Here is a 17,371-nt window from a genome sequence, read left to right as displayed (position 1 = left end):
TTGTCGGACTGACAGACCGGGATGGCAATTTTGTCGCCACCTATTCCTATGACGCATGGGGGAACATTTTGTCCCAGAGCGGCGAAATGGCGACTGATAATCCGTTGCGGTACAAAGGCGCCCGGTATGATGACGAAACGGGTCTCTACTACCTGATTGCCCGCTATTACCAGCCGGAGGAGGGCGTCTTCCTTTCTGCGGATCCGGAAGGCGGCGACCTGGATCTGGCAATCACGCAGAATGGCTACAACTATGCGACTAATAATCCGGTCATGTACACCGACCCTGATGGTAATTATATTTGGTTGGCTATTAATGCAGGATTTGCTATTTATGATGGATACAAAGCGTATAAAACAGGAAAAGCATCAGGGAAAAAAGGCTTAAAATTAGTTGGTTCTGTTGCATGGGCATCGGGAAGCAGTTTTGCGAAAATAGGACACTTAAAAAAAGCAAGCAAGCTGCTAGGAATAACGAAGAACATTAATCAAGTTGGATCTTACACGGTATTTTACAAAAGCGGTATGAAATACCACGGTAAGGGTCCCAAGAGTCGCGCAAGAGAATCGGGAAGACGCTATGAAAAAAAATATGGGGAGGTTGTCAGAAAAATTCATTGGACGCCTGCTAAGAATGACAGAGAAGCCTTTAAACAAGAACATGCCCGAATTCAAAAAGATAAAAATGGTGTTTTAAATAGGAAGAATTATAATAAAATAAATAGCCCAGGAGCTAAGTTTTAATGCAGGGAATTGTGTTTAAACTATAAAAATAAAATAAATATATTGCTCTAGAAATCTAATTAGCTAATGGCAGTCTGAGAATTTGTCTAGTAAAGATCAAAATCTAATTCTTATAGTAAAATCCATAATTTAGCACATATCTATTAGATGAACTGAGTATTTAAGAATTGTTTAAAGTGAGCAGTGAGTATAGAACATACACTCATTGCTCATTTTAAAAAACCTGAAGTCTTTATAAATAGTTCCTGAAGTTATTTTCAATAAAGAACACGTTTCATAATTCTATGTTACAGGGGGCTTGTAATGTCTTTTAAAAGAATAAGAAAATTAGATAAGCAAACAGTTGAAGTGGAAACGGAATTTATAGATAAATATATTGAGTATATAAATGAAAATAGTATAAAAGAGGTGCAAATAAACTCATCATATTATTTTGATGATACCTTATCTTTTTTAACTAAGTGTCCTCAAATCACACATGTATATATTGTGGATTCTGTCATTAAAGATTATTCTGCCCTATATTCATTGACAGAATTAAAATGTTTGTCCTCACAATCGCCTATTATAAATTTAGATTTTTCTTTGTTGTGTGACCTAGAAGAGCTAAGTATAATTTGGAATAAAAGTATTAAAAACCTAGACTCTTGCAAAAAAATAAAATATTTAAATGTTAGTAAATTTAATCCCGCGAATGGAAACCTTACTAGTCTATCTATCTCGTTAAAAATAGAAACACTAATATTAAACCAAACGTCAGTTACGTCACTGCAAGGGATTGAAAAGCTAAGTAAATTAAAAATACTGCACATAAATTACGCAAAAAAACTGAAAAACTTCATAGGTATTGAAGCTCTAGCTACATCGTTGGAACAATTAGATTTATATGCATGTAGGGGCGTTGAAAGTTATAAGGCCTTGGGGGAAGCTTCCAGTTTAAAGAAGTTAATAATAGATAAATGTAATGCAATAGGAAAATTATTCTTCTTAGATGAACTTAAAAATCTAGAATGGTTTGTTTGTATGGATACCCCGTTTGCAAATGAGTACTTACCTGAATTCGACAGAATGATCTATGTGTACATCGAAAATAATAAAGAGTGCATTTTTAAAAAAGATAATCGTTAGTTTGCTAACGTAATTAAATTGACTCTGTATCTTCGAGCTTCGTATTCAACTATTAAAAATGGAATGGTTTGAAATATTCCTGCTCGTAGGTAATAATTTTATTTTTTGGATAAATATGAGCGAACTAAATTTCTAATTGGATTTTATTATGCCTACAATCTTCCACTTATACAAAATATTTGACCACTTATCTGTACATAGTATAATTCAGATATTTTATGGATGAAAAGTTGAGCTGTAAAGATATCGATTTACAATGATAAAAGATCTCTTTTCAAACTGCGCAGCTACTGCTACAGCTAATACTGTCTTACTAGTGGCTATCAGATTAGCAATATTTTTTGACTGGAGTGCAAGTAGGTTTGTGTAAGTGTTCATTTGTGTTTGGAATCTTACAACGTACACGTACGACGCCAACCAGCAAATGGACAGTCTGAAAGTGACCAAAGGGACTTCCATATTGCTTGAGGAGAAAATCGGCTATGATGTGCTCGGTCTCCTTCAGACCGTTACGTCAACGACCGGCAACAAGACATTCAGCTACGACAAGGGGAACCAGCTGCTGTCCCAGGACATCCCTGCCGCCCAGCTATCCGAAACGTACACGTATGACGCGACAGGAAACCGGGCGAGCCGGACAACCACGAAGAACGGTGTCACAAAGCATACCGCGTTCACGTACAACGGCAACAACGAGCTGGAAACCGTCAATGGCGAGCCCTACACGTACGATAAGAATGGCAATCGGACGCTCGACAGCCGCTACAGCTACACCTACAACAAATTCGATCAGCTGACGTCCATTACAGACAGGAAAACTGGCGCCCTGACGGCGACCTATACCTATGACGATGCCGGACGCCGGACCAGCAAGGCAGTCGGCGGGAAGATAACAAACTACCATTACGGAGATGGCATTCAGGTACTGTTTGAAACCGACGCAGTTGGAACGATCACGGCGGAATACATCTACGATCCGGACGGTCTGCCACTCGTCCTGTCCAAAGGGACCCAGAACTATTACTACGTCTACAACAGCCTGAAGGAAATTGTCGGACTGACAGACCGGGATGGCAATTTTGTCGCCACCTATTCCTATGACGCATGGGGGAACATTTTGTCCCAGAGCGGCGCCATGGCGGCTGATAACCCGTTGCGGTACAAAGGCGCCCGGTACGATGACGAAACGGATCTCTACTACCTGATCGCCCGCTATTATCAGCCGGAGGAGGGCGTTTTCTTCTCTGCCGATCCGGAAGGAGGAGATCTGGATCTTGCGATCACGCAGAACGGCTACAACTATATGAATAATAATCCGGTCATGATGTCTGATACAGATGGTAATTACGCTTGGCTTGTAATTAGGGGTTGCTGAACAACCCGATCAGGCCGTTTTAAAATTATGATGCACGAAAAATAAGCGATTCAACTGGCGAACTTTTCGAAGGAAAAAAGACAAAAAAGTATCCCGGAGGATCTTTTCGAGGTTCATTATTACCAGTTGGAGAGCGATCGTCGTCTCGCTGGTCGCTTGTAGGCGTGTTTGAATAAGACCCAGCTCATACGTGCGTTTGCCTTCGCCAAACTTCCCTTCGATGGCGTTCCGCTCACCGTGATCCTGTTTCTCCACTTTCTTTTGTTCTGCCAAAACATGCGGGTCTTTGGCCGGACGGCCAAGTCTCGGACCACTCAGCCGGATTCCGAGTTCTTTACAGAATTTCCGGTTTTCTCGTGTCCTGTAGATTGTGTCCGCTAAGACGGCTTCCGGATAGTGGCCGAAGTGGTTCTTGTATGCCAGGATGGCCTCTTTCAATAGAGGACCCTCGTTGTAGGTGTACCCATCGACCAGACTGACAGAGATCTTTGCACCGAATTCGACAGGTGCTTTTGCTTTCCCTCAGACAATTGGGCGGATGTACGGTTGCTGGGTACTGACCACTCGATCCTGAATGGAACGAGTTTCGTTTCCAAATAGGATGGTTTGCTGACGGAATACCTCCTGGATGACCAAAAGGTCTTTGTGCTGTGCCCTTGTCAGTTTATCAAGGCCCACTTCATTCGCAAGGGCTTCCACGTGTTTCAGGTTGCGGCGGACATAGGTCAACTGCCCCTTCAGGCAGGCTTGAATCTTTTCGTATCCCGGCTTCCGCTGTTTGGACCAGGAAAGGTATTCCTTCCGGGCGTTTCGTCGATAGGTGCGCGGCTTCTTTGTTCCATACGGACGTTCTGCGTGTAATGTATCAATCATCTTTTCGAGCTTTTCCCTGGCTTGGTTCAACAGGCCAATATCCGTTGGATACGCGAAATCTGAAGGAGCACACGTAGCATCAATCAGTAGCTTCCCTTGTTTGTAGACAGATGCATCCTCTTTCGTATCAGGAATGTCCATGCCCCCTGTCAGACTGCCATTACCGCCCTTCGGCTCCTCGTCGTCAGAGTCACTCTAATCCTTTGGATTCGTTGGTTTCCGATGCGCTGCGGAAATCGTTTCGTTCAGTTGGTTGATTATATCGACATTAAATCGCTTACGGAAATGGGTTAATGAAGATGCGTGAAATGGAGGAGTTTGCTGAAACGCAGGCAGTCCGATGAAATACTTCATGTAGGGATTCTCAGTGATCGCTTCGACAGTTTATTTGTCACTCAGACCGAGCAGTTCCTTAATGATTAGCGCGCCAAGTGCAAGTTGCGCATTATACGCTTTACTCCCTTGATTGGAATCACCAAGTGATTCGAGATAAGCGTTCTCCAAGTCAGCCCAAGGAATGATAGAAGCCATGCGAACCCAATGGTTATCCGGGTTCAAGTGTCCTCCGAATGGTAAAAAGAATTCATGTGGCAGGATCATCTGGTTGGAGTTGTGTTCATACATGACATGGCCTCCTAAGCAGTCAAACGATGCGTTTTATTTTTTCAGTATGCACGTATTTTCGACAAGAAGGGTGAAGAACCCTTTATTTACATGGGTTTTCAAGTTGTTCAGTAACCCCTAAATAGCCCTTTTCTTCGGTCAAATGAAGAGAAGGGCTATTTCGCTTTTGAAATTCTCTTTTATAGCATTATTTTACAAACTCGATATTCTACCAAAACATAGCACTGAGCCATGATGAGGCCAAACAATGCGGCACTGGTAAGCAGCAAGAACATTGCATTGGCAACGGTCATTGGATAGAACAGCGTGAATAGTAGTCCACTGAGCATACTTCCACAAACGACTGATAGGCTAGTCCAGATCGAGAGTTCTGTAAGTAAAGTCCTCTTTATGTCCTTGAATTTCCAACCGATCAATTTAAAGCTTATAAGTTCGTGACTGCGTTCCTTGAGCATTCGACTCATATTTTCGAGCAACGTGATGAACGCCATCATGTATGTGGCTGCCAGCAACAGCTTATTCCAGCTCCCAATTTCAGAATTTACATATTTGCCCAGTACCGTGGCGTTGGTCTGTAATATGGATTCGTTCAATGCCAAGTAGACGAAAGAAGCCAACGAACTAACAAGGATCAGCTGAAGAAACGTAACTGTAATGCTCTTGCGATAGAAGAGAATGTTTCTGAGTACCAAAGATCGTGACCGAGTCACCTTTCTCCCGTTTTCCGTGTTCCCTGCATTTCGGAGGAGACGCTGCACTTGACCATTTGTGCAGCCAATAGTCAGAAGCACCAGAACCACCAATAGTAGGACCTGGTAGGCAGCCAATCGGAAACTAACCTCATTTACATAGAAAAAGGCGATAATGAAGACACCTGAGAAGGTCATCACAATCAGTAGTAACCTTTTCATTTCTCTCATGTATAACTTCTGTATGTCTTTTGATCTCCACCCCATCAGCTTAAGCAACTCTACGGATTGTCTGCGCTCGCCACTCCACAGTCTGATCCGATTCACAAGGAACAGGATGGCTACCAATGCAAACATGATCGCCAGCACAAGCGTTGTGGCATTCCACTGCTTCACGATCTTTCCGGATGCCCCTAAACTTGTCCATGATTCCTGCACAACTCCGAGTCCTTCTACGTCAACATCTAGCGTTTGCAGTGAGGAACCGGCGATAACGTCCACATGCAGTCCTATGCCACGTATATCGTTCGCCACTTCTTCAATTTTCTTTGCAGCCGCCGGTGTATAGTCCGTTATGCCAGCCACCTTCACACGGATCGCATCGATCGGTGTGTCTCCTTTTACTAACTTCGATGATTCAATGTTTGTAACACCTTCCGCAGGAGCTGTCACGAAGCTTCCTGGTGTATAGGTGGGGGTAAGCGCTTTCACTGTCCCATCTGTTTCCTTGTAAGTTACTGGATCCAACTGATAGATGCCCAAGGGGCTAGCCGCGAGATGCTCTTTCTTTGTTCCGGTTTCATAATACCCCACTGGATCAGTTAAGATTGACAGTGAACCTGCTGTCTGATCGCCACTGGTGATAGTGGATCCTATTTCCTCGAGAGTTCGATAGACGGGCACCCCATGCACGGTGCCGATTTGCGTAACTTTTAGTCCATCGGAACTTCGCTTATACAATATGGGACCTGCCTTATAATACTTGGTACTGCTGTTCCAATTAACGGAACTGGCATAACTGGTGGTATCACTGTAGGTATCCATATCTTCCAATTCTCCGTCTTCCATGACGACAAGCCCTTTGGCTTCTGCATTAAAAGGCTCCAAATACCCAAGCAGCGATAATTCATGAGAGAACTCGTTCGTTACTGGTGCCGTAAGGAGCCGTTTAAATAGCTCTTGGGTTTTTGGATTTTCGAAGTCAACCAATTGCTGTTCATCAAGGCCGTATGCCTCAACCAGCTTTTGAATTTCTTGAGATGTATATGATAGTTCCCAGCTGGACACTTTCGCTTCCAAGGAAATTGACTCATTCCGTAGTTGAAGAACGGGTACAATTTGCGCGTCTTTCAACCTTTCATGGCCAGCTGTGTTTTTGCGAATGATTCCCTCTGCTTCTTTACCGAACTGGATGGGAGAAAAATCAATACCTGTCAACTTTTCTTCCTCTGCTGGGTCGATTCCTACCAAAAGATTATAGGTGATAGGAAGGGGAAACAGGGCGTGCAGGGGATGGATATAAGGGAGCATTTCTACTTGTGTAACCAATGGAAGTCCACCCTCCATATGTTGCAGGAAAATCTGGCGGTAGGTGTCCGTCGTGTACTCATTCACACCATCTGATGTCACATATTCCACTTGGTAGACTGAAGGCGCTTGCGGTGATGGCAGGACGCCCAGTGTTGTATTGAGTCCTGTAAAGTACCCTAGCGATGAAATTGGCGCAGCAATTTCAGTATGACTATTGTTTTTGATGATGTTCCATTGCTCCAAGGAAATTCCACCGCGCCCTCCTCCGATGTAGTTTTCCGGCACCATCCTGATCTCGTCTTCTAAAGGCGTGATCGCATCAGGCGGGCGAACCAACAGATCATAACTTCCCCGAGAGTGTTGTACGATATCAGCATTAATAGAATGATTCAGATTTGCAATTGAATACAGAGCAATCGGAGTGACAGAAAAAGTAAGGACAAAGGCTGCGATAAGCATGCTATTTGTCTTCCTAAAATAACGAAGGTTTCCCTTTAAAAGTTGTTTCATTGGTCCTCCAACTCCACTATGGTACCGTCGCCAGTCGTTAATATGCGATTTCCATAAGGTGATAAACTGTCATCGTGAGTGATCAGCAGGATAGTTAAGCCAACAGTATGTAGTTTCTGCAAGATATTCATCACAGTTTTCGTACTTTCACTGTCTAGATTGCCAGTCGGTTCATCGCATAACAGGATTTCGGGACTCCCAATTAAAGCCCGGGCAATCGCTACCCGCTGCTTTTCTCCCCCTGATAACTCAGCAGGTAAATGGCTCAGTCTATGACTGAGACCAACACTTTCCAGTAATTGGATCGCTTGTTTCTCTAGCTTTTTACGTGAATCATACGGTAGTCGGGGTAGCATAACATTTTCAAGCACCGTATATTGCTCAAATAACTTGAAATCCTGATAGATGAAACCAATAGTATTCCGACGGTACTCTTGCATCTCTTCACTTTTCAGAGCTTGTAAGTTCCTGCCGCCGACCACCACGTCCCCCGCATCAGGGCGTAGCAAGCCGCCGACCATGTTCAGCAGTGATGTCTTGCCGGTTCCGGAGACTCCAAGGATTATAATCCAGTCATTTTTATTCACGGTTAAGTTTATATCTTTTAAAATAGGAAGATTATCGCCATATGAAATTTGAGCTTTAGCTATTTGTATCACCATCTACACCTCCCGCAATAGAAGTAAAAAGATACCTTTAAGCTGAACTTAAAGGCATCTCTTTTATTAAGGTAGAGTCTTATAAACTGTTGCCCTGGCAACTTTTGCTGTGCCATCTCCCTTATTAACTGCCATGAATTCAGGAAGATATGTAACTGCCCGAGTTTGACTGTAGTAAGAATAGCTATACTTACTTAAGCCTACAGTGTTATTTGAATCAATTACTTTGTAGCCGGAACCGTCACCTGGGTTAAATCTTATAGAGTTCGCTCCATCATTTGCGAAACTGAAACTCCAACTTGCGACTGCAGTTGATCCTTTAATGTCTTGTCTTGATGGACTTACAGAAGCAGCTTCACTTACCGAAGCGAACAAGAAAGAAGATCCAAGTAACACCACTAATGCCATAATAAATTTTTTCATATTATCACCTCCTCTGTAAACTATATTACATTAATGTAACTCAATTGTAAATAGTTAATTTAAAATTTCTGAATAATTAACAAACATTGTAAATAGGGGTCATGATGTTTCAGGTCATCAGCTCGTGTAGATTTATTTGAGTTGACGCTCTTCGCTTCAATCATTAGGTATCACTACTAAATGGGATATTGGAGATGAAAATGAAAGATTAAGATTAACTTGCAATATTAAGTTAGTCGCTTGGATAAATCGCAGTGTTTTCATCAATAGGGCTGTCTTGACCTAGATTTTGTTTTTGAGACTTTCTGCCGTTTTCGTTCCCTTTTCAACGCACAGATGCGGCGGTTGGTGGTAGCCCAAGATTTTTCTCGGCAACTGATTGAGCGTCTGGCAGATACGTTTAATGGTTTCTAAAGAGTACTCGGACATCGCTCTTCTATCGGAATACAGCGCATCGGAAGACTGTTGTGGCGCTCATTTGACCCTCTTTCAAAAAGGGAATGGGGATGATCGTAATAGAGTCTGTGACACGCTATAATCCTCTTGTGAGTGTGAAAAGGTATGCTCCTATCGTTTGGTGAGCGCGCTTTTTCTAACTGCTCATTATCGTGATCCTCCTCAGCCTTTATCCCCAAACAGCACCAAATCCGCTTTCACTACCTCGCCAATCGTCAGAACGATGAACGAATAGTACGGCAGTTTCCGTTTATCGGTCGGCGAGCCGGGATTCAGCAGCATCATCCCTTTGAAATATTTGACGACCGGGATGTGCGAGTGGCCGAAGACGATGACATCCACGTCATCTTCGGCAAACGCTTCGACAGCGCGCTGCTCGGTCGTTTTCTTCTCACCGTGACCGTGGACAAGCCCGATGCGCAGCCCGCCTGCTTCAAACAGCTGGCGCCTTGGCACGCGCGCCTGGATATCCTCCCCGTCGATATTGCCGTAAACCCCACAGACTTCCGCGAACTGCTCCAGTTCATCCAGCACAGCAGGCGACCGGAAATCACCTGTGTGAATGATCAGATCGGCGTCCCGGCATTCCGCAGTGAGCCGCTCGGGCAGTTTGCTTCCTCTGCCGGGAATGTGGGTGTCCCCTGTAATGACGATCTTCATCCGCCATCAGCTCCTTTCCCTCGAACTCTTTCAATCATCGATACCCGCAAAACGAAACTTTCAAAAAACCCGGCACGTATAACAGGCATAGCATCGAAAAACCGCTCCTCCGAAGAGAAGCGGCAGCTCTATCAGTCGAGTGCGCGGTCGAGGAAGTCCGACAGCTTTCCTTCATACTCTGTGGTGCGGTTGTCATAGGCTTTCGTATGGCCTGCGTCCTCCACAATCCACAATTCCTTGTCCCCGCCGGCCGCTTTATACAGGATGTCCGCCATGTCCGTCGGCACAAGGTCGTCCTTGTCGCCGTGGATGAGAAGCAGCGGCTTGGTGTTCTTGCGCACCTGATCGACGGCGGAGGCTTCCTGCAGCGTGTAGCCCGCCCGGATTTTGGCGATGACACTCGTCACGTCAAGAAGGGGGAACGCCGGCAAGCCGTAGATGGATTTCAGCTGGTGGGCGAGTTCGTCCTTGACGGTGCTGTACGAACTGTCCGCGACGATCCCTTTCACCTGATCGGGCAATGTTTCCCCGCTCGTCATGAGAACGGTCGCAGCGCCCATGGAATTTCCTTGTAAAATGATCTCTTCTGCGTCATGCTGTTGGATAAGGTATGTGATCCAGTCTTTCATGTCGAGCCGCTCGTGCCAGCCGTAGCCGATGTAATCGCCCTCGCTCTGTCCGTGGCCGCGCGCGTCCGGCAGCAGGATATCGAACCCGCGGTCGTAATAGAACTTCGCGTATTTGCCCATATCATCGCCGGTGTTCCGGAATCCGTGGACGAGGATGACCGCCTGATGATCCGGGTTCTCTTTGTTCTTGATGAACTGCGCTTTCAGTTTCAAGTTATCGTAGGATTTCATCGTGATCGTATTTTTGTCCTGTCCGGCGTACCAGTCATTCGCTTCCTTCAGCAGCGCCCGGTCTTCGTCGGACGCCAGGTCATTGACGCCTTCCGGTTCGCTGTGCAGTTTGACTTCGGTGCCCCGCTTAATGCCTTGATCGTAAAAGTAGTTGCCGGCAAAGATCAGGCCGGCCAGAAGAACGATCACGACCAAAATAGTTGCTGCCCATATTTTTCTTTTCAAAAAATCCCACCCCCAGTGTTCTCAGTTTACCATCTTTTCACTGAATAGGGAGCCTGAACTTCAAGGAGGAATTTTATAATGAATGGTAAACCGCTTATCACCATCTGGTCTCGGCCGATGGAAGTATTGGAATATATGAGAAAACAGGTGTCGCTGAAATATGCGGTCTTCATCCTGGCACTTGCCGCCCTTGCGACTGGGGGCTACCAGGCGGGGAATGCCAACCTGTTCACGAATCTGCCGCTCGGTGCGCTGATCGTCGTACTGATCGTCCTGACGTTCGTCGGGGCACTCATCTCTTGGGTGATCGGCGCTGCGCTGTATACGTGGATCGGGAAAGGGATGTTCGGCGGACACGGGACGTTTTCGGAGATGCTGCGCATTGTTCCGGCTTCTTCCATCCCGATGATCTGGATGGCTCCGGTGAACTACTGGATCATCGCCGCTTTCGGGAAGAAGGCATTCATGGAGCCGCCTGCCGGAAGTTTTGAGATCACGTACTTGCCACTCGCCGTTTTTGCGCTCGTCAACTTCCTGACATTTGCACTCGGTATCTACTCCCTTGTCATTTCATGCAAAGGGATCGGACTCATCCACGGCTTTTCTGCATGGCGTGGGTTCGGCGTCGTCCTCGTTGTGATTGCAGCCGGGTTCCTGATCATCGCCGCAATTGCTGTCATGCTCGTCCTGTTCTTCTCTTTCGCCTTTTAATAGGTATTGTAAAAACCGGAACCCGCATGGAGCGGATTCCGGTTTTTCGGCGTGCAGTTTATTAGTAGACTTTGTCACCGTTGAAGATGGAGTTTTTGACGATGGCGTAGTCGACCGTGCGGATGGCGTCCAGGCTGCGGCCTCCTGCGTAGGAGATGGAGGACTGGAGATCCTGTTCCATTTCCGTCAGCGTATCCTGAAGCGGTCCTTTGTATTCGACGTACATCTTCTTGCCTTCGACGTTCTTCTTTTCGCCTTTTTGGAATTCAGACGCAGAGCCGAAGTACTCTTTGTACGTCTCTCCGTCTTGTTCGACCGTCTGGCCCGGGGATTCTTCGTGTCCTGCGAACAGGGATCCGATCATCACCATGCTTGCGCCGAATCGGACGGATTTCGCGATATCGCCGTGGGTGCGGATGCCGCCGTCAGCGATGATCGGCTTGGAAGCGGCTTTCGCACACCAGCGGACCGCAGCGAGCTGCCAGCCGCCTGTTCCGAAACCGGTTTTGATTTTCGTGATGCATACTTTTCCGGGGCCGATGCCGACTTTCGTGGCGTCCGCTCCGGCGTTTTCGAGTTCACGGACGGCTTCCGGCGTGCCGACGTTACCGGCGATGACGAAGCTTTCCGGCAAGTGCTTCTTAATGTGCTGGATCATACGAATCACGGCATTCGAGTGGCCATGCGCGATGTCGATCGTAATGTAGTCAGGGATGAGGGAGTCCGCAGCGAGCTGCTCGACGAATCCATATTCATCGTCCTTGACGCCGACACTGATGGAAGCGATCAGGCCGCGGCTGTGCATGTCGCGGATGAACGCCGGGCGGGAAGCCGGATCGAACCGGTGCATAATATAGAAATAACCGCCTTCAGCGAGCTGGACGGCAATTTTTTCGTCAATGATAGTTTGCATATTGGCAGGGACGACCGGCAGGCGGAACGTATACTTTCCAAGTCGGACGGACGTATCACATTCGGAACGGCTGTCGACGATACATTTTGCGGGAATCAGTTGAATATCTTCATAATCGAATACTACATCCATTAGTGAACACTCCTAAAAGCGAATAATTTGTCGGACTCACCTTAAATTGTTCGTCCTTATGTACTGTACAAGATTCAGTTGTCCTTGTCAAACGATTCTCTGTCTTTTCTGACGTTCCAAAATTGTGGTCGGCAAACGGCTGTGGCATGATGGAAGTACAGTAGATTGATTGATTCATCTATAGAAGGGGAGGTTTGGTCCAGTGGCCTATTTATTGAAACGGAGTAAGCTGTTCATTTTTCTTATATTCATTCTCATGTTAGTCGGCGTGTATACGTTTTTGACGCTTCCGAAACGGGAGATTCCGGAGACGCCGGTCGATCTTGTGATGGTGTCGGCGATCCTGCCGGGGGCGGAACCCGAAGAGACGGAGCGGGCGCTGACGAATCCGCTAGAGCGTGCCGTGAAGAAAGTGGACGGCATCGATACGCTGCAGTCGGTATCGGCCAACTCCGCGTCCATCATCACGATTTCACTGAAGGACGGGGTGGATTCAGAGCAGACACTCAGTGAGCTGCAGTCGGAGGTGCAGAAGGCGGCCGGCGAGCTGCCGGATAATGCGCAGACGCCTGAAGTGAAGAAGCTCGATCTGGCATTCCCGCTCGTTTCCTATATGTTCACCGGGGATGAGAAGGCACTGGAGGAACTGGAGACCGATTTTGCGGCGCTGTCGGATGATATCCAGTCGATCGAGGGAGTGGCCGGCGCGACGGTGAAAGGATATGCCGAAAAGCAGGTGATCATCGACCTCGATCCGGCGAAACTTGCGGAATACCGCCTGCAGCCGTATGACGTGCTGAGCGTGCTGCAGCAGGCGAACCAGCCGGTGGCGCTCGGAACGCATGACGACGGCAAGGAACGCGTCGTACTGAGCGTCCAGCAGGAAGACGGCATCGATAAGCTCAAGTCCCTGCAGATCGGGGATGCTGCCGTGCCGCTGTCGAAGCTTGCGGACATCGGTGAGTCGGATGCAGAGGTGAAGGACATCGTAACCTTCGACGGGGAGCCGGCTGTTTCCTATACGGTCTTCCTGCAGCCGGGGCAGGATATCCCGTCAATGGACAAAACCGTCGCTAAGAAGATGGATGGGTTCATCAGCGGATTGCCGGACGAGGTATCTGCCCATACGTACGAATCGCAGGCGGACAACGTGAACACGATCTTCGACAGTCTGTATGTGTCCCTGCTGATCGCAGTTATTGCGGTGCTCGTCGTGACGACGGCCGGGCTGACATGGTTCGGGTCGTTTGCGGTGGCGCTGACAGTGCTTGCGTCCGTATTGACTGGTCTCATTCCAATTCCATTCATGGGCGTGGACTTGAACCAGATTTCGGTGATTGGGCTGATCATCGCGATCGGGATTCTGGTCGATGACAGCATCGTCGTGAACGATAATATTCAGCGCCGTTACAAGCTTGGGGATTCCGCGCTGGACGGCGCGGTGAACGGCGTGAAGGAAGTGTATTCGTCGATCATTTCTTCCAGTCTCGCCATCGTCGTGACGTTTTCGCCGCTGCTCCTGCTGTCGGGCGGCAATGGGGCGTTCATCAAAGCGTTGCCGAGCATTTTGATTACGACGATCATCGCGTCGACAATTCTGTCGGTGACGCTCGTGCCGATGATGCAGTATATCAAAACAAAACGCCGCGGGAAGAAAATTTCCGACACACCTGGATTCCTCGGCAAGCCGCTCGAGAAGATCGCGGTCTTCTATTCGGAAAAGGTGCTGCGGTCTGTCTTGAAGCGTCCGCTGCTCGTCGGGCTCGGCGGCCTGGTGATCGCGACCGGCCTGCTGTTCCTGGCGCTGCTGACGCCGTTCGAATTCTTCCCGGCTGCCGATAAGGAAGAAGTGACGATGAACGTCCGCCTGGCCGAAGGGACGGCGCTCGATGAAACGAACAACGAACTCCAGCGTATCATGGACGAAGTGGCGGAAGAGGACGGCAGCGTCAAGGAGACGGCCCTGTTTACAGGCGATGGCCTGCCGAACCTGTTTGCCGCGTCGATGGACAATACGGGGGAGAACACCGGGCAGGCAGTGTTCCGTGTGAAGAAAGCGCAGATTAGCGCCTCGGAATTCATCAACAAATGGGAACCGGAACTGCGGAAACGCAATCCGGATGCAGAAATCTTCCTGAATACGATCGTCCAGGGACCTCCTGTCGGCGCGCCGGTCACGGTGACTGTGAAAGGGGACGATATCGATCAGCTCGCTTCGCTGCGGGATGATCTGAAGAAACGTCTGCTGGACAAAGGCGATGTGCTGATCGAAGACGGACGCATCGTGGAAGTCGGCAGAAATCTGGAGTACAAAGCGGACGAGCAGGTCGACGCAGCAGGACAATATGTGCTGCCGGGATTCATCGACATGCATATCCACGGGGCGGCAGGTGCGGACGTCATGGACGCGACACCGGAAGCGATCCGGACGATGGCGGACGTCCTGCCGAAAGAAGGGACGACCTCTTTCCTTGCGACTTCCATGACGCAGGCGCCGGAAGCGATCAGCGCGGCGATGAAGAACCTGGCCGCGTTCAATTCAGGACCGGGACAGGCCGACATGCTCGGCGTCCATTTGGAAGGGCCGTTCGTATCATCGAAACGCGCGGGAGCACAGCCGCTGCAGTACATCTGCCCGCCGGATGCCGATCAGTTCGACCGCTGGCAGCAGGAGTCCGGCGGCAAGATCAAGATGGTGACGCTCGCGCCAGAGGAGCCGGACGGAATGGCGTTCATCCGCAAGTTGGCGTCGGAGAACGTCATCGCTTCTCTCGGTCACACGGATGCGACGGTTGAACAGATGGAAGAAGCCGCAGAAGCAGGAGCGAAACAGGCGACCCATTTGTACAACCAGATGTCGCCGTTCCATCACCGGGAGCCGGGAGCGATCGGCGGCGCGCTGCTGACGGATGGACTGTCCGCTGAAATCATCGCGGACTTCATCCACAGTCATCCGAAATCGGTGGAGCTGGCCTACCGCATGAAAGGACCGGAACGCCTCGTTCTGATCACGGACGCGATGCGGGCGAAAGGGCTCGAGCCGGGCGAGTATGAGCTCGGCGGACAGCCTGTGCACGTGACAGAGACTGACGCGCGGCTGACGAACGGAGCGCTTGCGGGAAGTATTCTGAAGATGGATCAGGCGGTGAAGAATGTGGCGGAGCTGCTCGGCCTTGGACCCGTCGACATGGCGAAGATCACGTCAGGCAACGCGGCACGCCAGCTCGGCCTCACGCAGAAGGGCGCTATCGCTGCCGGCAAGGATGCGGATCTCGTCGTGCTCGATGACCGATGGAACGTCGTACGGACCATCTGTGGAGGCAGGACAGGGTATGAGCGCGATGAAAACCAGTGACCACAGCACGCAGAGAGGATTCACCGCAAGCCGGAGTGGGGGTGCTCCCGATCGTTGACAAACAATCCGCTATCCCGATCTACGTCCAGATCGAGGAGCTGCTGCGGGAACGCATCGCCGAGGGGACCTATCCCGTCAACTCGCTGATCCCTTCGGAGCGCGATCTGTCCGCCCAATTCGGAGTCAGCCGGATGACGGTGCGGCAGGCGCTCCTGAATTTAGTGAAAGAGGGTTTACTGTACCGGGAAAAGGGCAGAGGAACCTTTGTAGCAGAAGAGAAGATGGAACAGCCGCTGAACGGGCTGACCAGTTTCACGGAAGACATGAAAGCGCGGGGATTCGTTCCCGGCACGAAGCTCATCGGTTTCAGCATCGTGCAGCCGGACGCGCAGATTGCGGCGAAACTCGGCTTGGACGGGGAAGCGTCCGTCTACAAGATCATCCGGATCCGCTATGCGGACAACACGCCGATGGCGATCGAGCGGTCCTTCCTGCCGGTCGGACTGCTGCCGGAACTGACGGAAGAAGCGCTGCAGGGATCGCTCTATGCGTATATCGAGCAGCAGGCGCATCTCGTGATCGGTCAGGCGACCCAGCGGATGGAAGCCGCGCTTGCGAAGCTGGACGACGCCGAGTATCTGCAAATCAGCCTGCCGGCAGCTGTCGTCCTCATCGAGCGCATCAGTATGCTGGATGACGGCCGGCCGTTCGAAGTGGTCCGCAGCACATACCGGGCGGACCGGTATAAATTCATCAGTGAAATCGGGAGGTGATCGTATGAATGCATACTTTGACGCAGTGCAGGCACTGCTGAAAGAAGTGGAGACGGACGCGGAGCCAGTTTTGAAAGCGGCTGCCGGTGAACTGGCGGAACGGATCCGCCGCGGCGGCATCGTCCAGCTGTTCGGGTCGGGGCATTCGCAGCTGCTTGCTCAGGAAGGGTTCTACCGGGCGGGGAGCCTGGCGCCAGTCAAACCGATTTCGATTGAGCCGCTCATGCTGCATGAGGGAGCTTTGCGGTCGTCCGCGCTCGAAAAGGATCCGGCTTTCGGCAAAACGTTCCTGCCGTCGCTCGATATCCGGCCGGACGACGCAGTGATCATCATCTCGACGTCGGGCCGGAATCCCGTGCCGCTCGACGCGGCGGAATACGCCGTTTCGCAAGGCGCATATACGGTTTCTTTGCAGTCTTTACGGTATACTGGACAGGAACATCCTTCCCGTCACGCTTCCGGAAAACGGCTGGAGGACATCGTGTCAGCCGTGCTTGATACGAAGGTGCCGCCGGGGGACGGAATCCTGCAGATCGGCGGTATCCAGTGCGGACCTGTGTCTTCCGTTATCGGGAACGCTTTGCTTCATGCACTGCTTTGTGAAACCGTTTCCTATATGGAGGAAAACGGCATGGCAGCACCGGTTTTCAGAAGCGGGAATTTGGATGGAAACGAAGCACATAACGAACAGCTGGTTGCCCGATACAGCGGGCGCATCGATTTTTAACTTCA

The 17,371-nt window shown here is 49.5% G+C and carries 13 protein-coding genes and 1 pseudogene; 7 read left to right on the top strand and 7 right to left on the bottom strand.

Annotation, left to right across the window (positions count from 1 at the left end):
• The 3 genes from NFU03_RS05240 to NFU03_RS05230 form a co-directional block, all read left to right on the top strand.
• The coding region (locus NFU03_RS05240; RefSeq protein ID WP_251636705.1) for an RHS repeat-associated core domain-containing protein at positions 1 to 743 on the top strand (743 nt) is incomplete at its 5' end.
• A gap of 303 nt (positions 744 to 1,046) precedes the next feature.
• Complete coding sequence (locus NFU03_RS05235; protein WP_251636703.1) at positions 1,047 to 1,871, top strand: hypothetical protein; 825 nt, start codon at positions 1,047 to 1,049, stop codon at positions 1,869 to 1,871.
• A gap of 370 nt (positions 1,872 to 2,241) precedes the next feature.
• The gene (locus tag NFU03_RS05230) at positions 2,242 to 3,246 is read left to right on the top strand and encodes an RHS repeat-associated core domain-containing protein (protein WP_251636700.1); all 1,005 of its coding nucleotides are present in this window, start codon (positions 2,242 to 2,244) and stop codon (positions 3,244 to 3,246) included.
• Between the two features lie 9 nt (positions 3,247 to 3,255).
• On the opposite strand, the pseudogene NFU03_RS05225 reads toward NFU03_RS05230, so the two are convergent.
• The 6 genes and pseudogenes from NFU03_RS05225 to NFU03_RS05200 all read right to left on the bottom strand — a co-directional run bounded on the left by NFU03_RS05225 (position 3,256) and on the right by NFU03_RS05200 (position 10,755).
• Positions 3,256 to 4,743, bottom strand: a pseudogene (locus NFU03_RS05225) (IS5 family transposase).
• Between the two features lie 179 nt (positions 4,744 to 4,922).
• Positions 4,923 to 7,472 (bottom strand): ABC transporter permease family protein, encoded by a 2,550-nt coding sequence (locus NFU03_RS05220; RefSeq protein ID WP_251636698.1) that lies wholly within the window; start codon positions 7,470 to 7,472, stop codon positions 4,923 to 4,925.
• Positions 7,469 to 8,134 (bottom strand): ABC transporter ATP-binding protein, encoded by a 666-nt coding sequence (locus NFU03_RS05215; protein WP_251636696.1) that lies wholly within the window; start codon positions 8,132 to 8,134, stop codon positions 7,469 to 7,471. The genes NFU03_RS05220 and NFU03_RS05215 overlap by 4 nt, the downstream gene beginning before the upstream one ends.
• A gap of 63 nt (positions 8,135 to 8,197) precedes the next feature.
• Positions 8,198 to 8,554: a hypothetical protein gene (locus tag NFU03_RS05210; RefSeq protein WP_251636694.1), complete on the bottom strand. Its 357-nt coding sequence runs from the start codon at positions 8,552 to 8,554 to the stop codon at positions 8,198 to 8,200.
• Positions 8,555 to 9,172: 618 nt separating this feature from the next.
• Complete coding sequence (locus NFU03_RS05205) at positions 9,173 to 9,670, bottom strand: metallophosphoesterase family protein (RefSeq protein WP_251636692.1); 498 nt, start codon at positions 9,668 to 9,670, stop codon at positions 9,173 to 9,175.
• A gap of 131 nt (positions 9,671 to 9,801) precedes the next feature.
• Entirely contained in the window at positions 9,802 to 10,755 is a 954-nt protein-coding gene (locus NFU03_RS05200; protein ID WP_251636691.1) for an alpha/beta hydrolase, read from the bottom strand.
• 78 nt (positions 10,756 to 10,833) lie between these two features.
• On the opposite strand from NFU03_RS05200, the gene NFU03_RS05195 reads away from it, so the two are divergent.
• Positions 10,834 to 11,466: a YIP1 family protein gene (locus NFU03_RS05195; RefSeq protein ID WP_251636690.1), complete on the top strand. Its 633-nt coding sequence runs from the start codon at positions 10,834 to 10,836 to the stop codon at positions 11,464 to 11,466.
• 61 nt (positions 11,467 to 11,527) lie between these two features.
• On the opposite strand, the gene guaC is transcribed toward NFU03_RS05195, so the two are convergent.
• Positions 11,528 to 12,511 (bottom strand): GMP reductase, encoded by a 984-nt coding sequence (gene guaC / locus NFU03_RS05190; protein WP_251636689.1) that lies wholly within the window; start codon positions 12,509 to 12,511, stop codon positions 11,528 to 11,530.
• Positions 12,512 to 12,713: 202 nt separating this feature from the next.
• Between guaC and nagA the strand changes: the two genes are divergently transcribed.
• Genes nagA through NFU03_RS05175 form a run of 3 tightly spaced genes read left to right on the top strand, consistent with a single transcriptional unit; the run spans position 12,714 to position 17,366 of the window.
• Complete coding sequence (nagA, locus tag NFU03_RS05185) at positions 12,714 to 15,866, top strand: N-acetylglucosamine-6-phosphate deacetylase (protein ID WP_251636688.1); 3,153 nt, start codon at positions 12,714 to 12,716, stop codon at positions 15,864 to 15,866.
• 50 nt (positions 15,867 to 15,916) lie between these two features.
• A complete protein-coding gene (locus tag NFU03_RS05180; RefSeq protein ID WP_251636895.1) occupies positions 15,917 to 16,639 on the top strand; it encodes a GntR family transcriptional regulator in 723 nt (240 codons plus the stop codon).
• Between the two features lie 4 nt (positions 16,640 to 16,643).
• Positions 16,644 to 17,366: a sugar isomerase domain-containing protein gene (locus NFU03_RS05175; RefSeq protein WP_251636687.1), complete on the top strand. Its 723-nt coding sequence runs from the start codon at positions 16,644 to 16,646 to the stop codon at positions 17,364 to 17,366.
• The last annotated feature ends 5 nt before the right edge of the window (positions 17,367 to 17,371 follow it).

It is taken from the genome of Sporosarcina sp. NCCP-2716 (assembly GCF_023707985.1).
Taxonomy (GTDB): domain Bacteria; phylum Bacillota; class Bacilli; order Bacillales_A; family Planococcaceae; genus Sporosarcina.
This window is presented reverse-complemented; position numbering and strand designations above follow the sequence as displayed.

Excerpts from the sequence above, each read along its gene's own strand:
- NFU03_RS05235 (WP_251636703.1), top strand. The coding sequence starts at position 1,047 with ATGTCTTTTAAAAGAATAAGAAAATTAGATAAGCAAACAGTTGAAGTG.
- NFU03_RS05220 (WP_251636698.1), bottom strand. The coding sequence starts at position 7,472 with ATGAAACAACTTTTAAAGGGAAACCTTCGTTATTTTAGGAAGACAAAT.
- NFU03_RS05215 (WP_251636696.1), bottom strand. The coding sequence starts at position 8,134 with ATGGTGATACAAATAGCTAAAGCTCAAATTTCATATGGCGATAATCTT.
- NFU03_RS05210 (WP_251636694.1), bottom strand. The coding sequence starts at position 8,554 with ATGAAAAAATTTATTATGGCATTAGTGGTGTTACTTGGATCTTCTTTC.
- NFU03_RS05205 (WP_251636692.1), bottom strand. The coding sequence starts at position 9,670 with ATGAAGATCGTCATTACAGGGGACACCCACATTCCCGGCAGAGGAAGC.
- NFU03_RS05195 (WP_251636690.1), top strand. The coding sequence starts at position 10,834 with ATGAATGGTAAACCGCTTATCACCATCTGGTCTCGGCCGATGGAAGTA.
- guaC (WP_251636689.1), bottom strand. The coding sequence starts at position 12,511 with ATGGATGTAGTATTCGATTATGAAGATATTCAACTGATTCCCGCAAAA.
- NFU03_RS05175 (WP_251636687.1), top strand. The coding sequence starts at position 16,644 with ATGAATGCATACTTTGACGCAGTGCAGGCACTGCTGAAAGAAGTGGAG.